Raw genomic sequence first — 2,882 nt, 5'->3', positions numbered from 1 at the left:
GCCCGAAGGCAAGCCGCCCGCGCTCCATCCCCGCCTTGATCGCGTTGTGGACGGCGGCGAGCGGCGCGGGGCTGGTCGCCGGGATGATGCGCCCCGCGCCGCTCGCCGCCGTCCACAACGCGATCAAGGCGGGGATGGAGCGCGGGCGGCTTGCCTTCGGGCCGGCGGACCAGGCGCTGGCCGCCTGCGGGGTTGCGGCCGGGTTCGAGAAGATCGCCGCGCCGCTTCTGGCGCAATGGCAGCGCGCCGGGTTGCTGACGACCCGCGCGGGTGCCGCAGATCTGACACTCGCCGGCCGGTTCTGGCAGGTCGCCATGACCGCGCGTCTGATCGCCTGGACCGATGCCCGGGCCATCCCTTCCACCATCGAGGAGATCCAAGCATGACCCCGACACCAGATGCTGCGGCGGCGCTCCGCGCCGAGCTCGCCGCCCATCCCGGTTCCGCGCTGGAGGATGTCGCCGCGCGCACCGGCGCCAGCTTTGCCGAGGTTCTGGCCTGCCTGCCCAAGGACGAGGCGGTCCTGGTGCCCGGCACCGCCTTCGCAGAGGTCATGGCCGAGATCGCCCGTTGGGGCGAGATCACGCTGGTGATGAACACCGGCGACGTGATCCTCGAGGCGAAGGGCGACCTGCCCGAGGGCCGCTTCGCGGAGGGTTTCTTCAACCTGCACGGCCGCCCCATCGGCGGGCATATCCGGGAGGGCGCCTGTGCGCAGGTGGCCTTCGTGGCGCGGTCGCTCTTCGGGATGGACACGCGCTCGGTGCAGTTCCTCGACGCGCAGGGCGGGTGCCTGTTCAAGATCTATCTCGGCCGGGACGCGAACCGCGCCCTCATCCCCGCGCAGGTCGCCGCCTTCGAGACGCTGCGCGACCGGCTGGCCAACCGGGGGCCGGCATGAGCGGGGCGCTGGCCGGGCGCCATGTCTTCATCTTCGGGGCGGGCTATGCGGGTGGCCGCGCCGCGGCTCTGGCTCAGGCGCAGGGCGCACGCGTCTCGGTCACCACCCGTGATCCGGTGCGCGCCGCCGATCTGTCACGGAAGGGCATTGCCGCGCACCTCTTCGACGCGGACCGGCCGGCCGCCGCCGATACCTTGCGCGACTGGCTCGACGGGGTGACGGACCTGCTGGTGTCGATCCCGCCCGACAGTGCGGCCCCGCCCGAGGTCGCCTGTCCCGTGCTGGCAGCGGTCTTGTCCTCGGGCGCCAAATTGCCGGACCTGCGCTGGATCGGCTACCTGTCCTCGACCGGCGTCTACGGCGATTGCGGCGGCGCCTGGATCGACGAGACGCGGCCGCCAGCCCCGGCCACGCCGGACGCGCGCGGCCGGATCGGCGCGGAACTCGGCTGGCGTGCGTTCGCCCGGCAGCGTTGCGTCCCGCTCGACATCCTGCGCATTGCCGGGATCTACGGCCCCGGCACGCGTAACGCGCTGGCGCAGGTCCGCTCGGGTCGGGCGCGGGCGGTGGTCAAGCCCGGGCAGGTGTTCAACCGCATCCATGTCGACGACATCGCCGGTGCCGTCGTCGCGGCGATGGGTCACCCGTACGGGACGCGGGTCACGAACCTCGCCGACGACCTGCCTGCCACACCGGCCGAGCTTCTGGACCATGCCGCCGCTCTTCTGGGCCTGCCGAAACCGCCGCGCGTGCCGCTTGAGGATGCGGGCCTGCCGCCGATGGCCGCGGCCTTCTGGGCCGAGAACCGCCGAGTGCGGAACGCTCGGCTGAAGGCGCTGCCAGGCTTTGCCCTGCGCCATCCGACCTATCGCGAGGGTCTGGCCGCGATCCTCGCCGCAGAGACAGCGGCCGCGGAGATGGCCGATGCGACGTGACGGTGGGCAGGGAAACCGACCGGAGCCGGAACCGCGCCATGGGCGCCCGTGCGGGGAACGAGACCAGCAGGAGGGCGACGATGAGACCGAACACGACAGCACGGGGCATGGAAAAGGACGACGCCAGTGCGGCAGACCGTCACGACATCTGGCGGGAGGTCCTGTCGGCCGAGGGCAACGGGCCGGTGCCGGGCGATGCGGGCCTGGAGCCGCTGCTGGACCGGATCGGCAGGCGGGAGGCGGCGCGATGAGCCGGACCGAAGCCATGCGCGAGGCCGTCGCGCTGCCGCTCCACGATGCCCGTATCCTCACCGGGGGCGGCACCACCGCGGTGATCGTGCTGGACGGGGTCGCCTATAGCCTGCGCATCACCCGCGCGGGCAAGCTGATCCTGACCAAATGAGCGCGCTTTCCCGCAGCCGTGGCACCGCACCGGTCGCCAGGCTCACAGACCTGCCGCCGGTCGAGCGGTCGGCGATCCGCTGCCTGCGCGGCTGGGGCGCCGGACCCGAGGCCCGCGCCCGGATGTGGCGCAACTTCGCGCAGGTCTTTGGCAGCAGGGCAGAGGCCAGCGAAGAGGCTCTGGATATCGTGAGCCCGGCTTATTCGCCCGAATCTTGGGAAAAGGCTGCGTGCGCCTGAAAGCGCTGTATATTCAAGCGGCTAGACAAAAACTACAGGCAGCATCGGACACGCGGATGGGTGAAACAGTAGTGCCCGTCACGCCACGGTTCAACGGGTCCCTGCGGGTCGAGACCAGAGCGGATCGATTGACCGGTGAACCGGGCGCCGTGCTCCTGCGCGAGATCATGGAAGCCAGCGGCATCATCGGATGGACGACGGCTCGGCTGGTGGATCCTCGCCGGCAAGAGGATGTGACTCACGACCTTGCCTCGTTGCTGTGCACCACGGTCCTGCTGGCCGCGCAGGGCTGGCGGGATCATGATGATGCCGACGCCTTGCGGCAAGATCCGGCAATGCGGCTGGCGAGCAGTTCTTCGGCCGGACTGACCCCGCTGGTGGTCGAGCGGGGACTGGCTTCGCGG

At 71.2% G+C, this 2,882-nt stretch carries 6 protein-coding genes and 1 pseudogene; all 7 read left to right on the top strand.

The features are described from left to right. Positions 1 to 386: pseudogene (locus tag ENN83_RS09200) on the top strand (hypothetical protein); the annotation flags it as partial. Then, on the top strand, positions 383 to 901 hold the full coding sequence (gene hutX / locus ENN83_RS09195; RefSeq protein WP_287186158.1) for a heme utilization cystosolic carrier protein HutX: 519 nt from the start codon (positions 383 to 385) through the stop codon (positions 899 to 901). The pseudogene ENN83_RS09200 and the gene hutX, both read left to right, overlap by 4 nt. Then, positions 898 to 1,836: an NAD-dependent epimerase/dehydratase family protein gene (locus tag ENN83_RS09190; RefSeq protein ID WP_287186156.1), complete on the top strand. Its 939-nt coding sequence runs from the start codon at positions 898 to 900 to the stop codon at positions 1,834 to 1,836. Before hutX ends, ENN83_RS09190 begins: the two co-directional genes overlap by 4 nt. 80 nt (positions 1,837 to 1,916) lie before the next feature. Further along, entirely contained in the window at positions 1,917 to 2,087 is a 171-nt protein-coding gene (locus tag ENN83_RS09185; RefSeq protein WP_287186155.1) for a hypothetical protein, read from the top strand. Continuing rightward, the gene (gene hemP / locus ENN83_RS09180) at positions 2,084 to 2,239 is read left to right on the top strand and encodes a hemin uptake protein HemP (protein ID WP_287186153.1); all 156 of its coding nucleotides are present in this window, start codon (positions 2,084 to 2,086) and stop codon (positions 2,237 to 2,239) included. Before ENN83_RS09185 ends, hemP begins: the two co-directional genes overlap by 4 nt. After that, positions 2,236 to 2,478: a hypothetical protein gene (locus ENN83_RS09175; protein WP_287186152.1), complete on the top strand. Its 243-nt coding sequence runs from the start codon at positions 2,236 to 2,238 to the stop codon at positions 2,476 to 2,478. The genes hemP and ENN83_RS09175 overlap by 4 nt, the downstream gene beginning before the upstream one ends. Then, on the top strand, positions 2,469 to 2,882 hold a 414-nt coding region (locus ENN83_RS09170; RefSeq protein ID WP_287186150.1), incomplete at its 3' end, for a transposase. The genes ENN83_RS09175 and ENN83_RS09170, both read left to right, overlap by 10 nt.

The organism is Rhodovulum sp., from assembly GCF_011048875.1.
Lineage (GTDB): Bacteria > Pseudomonadota > Alphaproteobacteria > Rhodobacterales > Rhodobacteraceae > Rhodovulum > Rhodovulum tesquicola.
This window is presented reverse-complemented; position numbering and strand designations above follow the sequence as displayed.

Coding starts and splice junctions, on each gene's coding strand:
- ENN83_RS09190 (WP_287186156.1), top strand. CDS start 898: ATGAGCGGGGCGCTGGCCGGGCGCCATGTCTTCATCTTCGGGGCGGGC.
- ENN83_RS09185 (WP_287186155.1), top strand. CDS start 1,917: ATGAGACCGAACACGACAGCACGGGGCATGGAAAAGGACGACGCCAGT.
- hutX (WP_287186158.1), top strand. CDS start 383: ATGACCCCGACACCAGATGCTGCGGCGGCGCTCCGCGCCGAGCTCGCC.
- ENN83_RS09175 (WP_287186152.1), top strand. CDS start 2,236: ATGAGCGCGCTTTCCCGCAGCCGTGGCACCGCACCGGTCGCCAGGCTC.
- hemP (WP_287186153.1), top strand. CDS start 2,084: ATGAGCCGGACCGAAGCCATGCGCGAGGCCGTCGCGCTGCCGCTCCAC.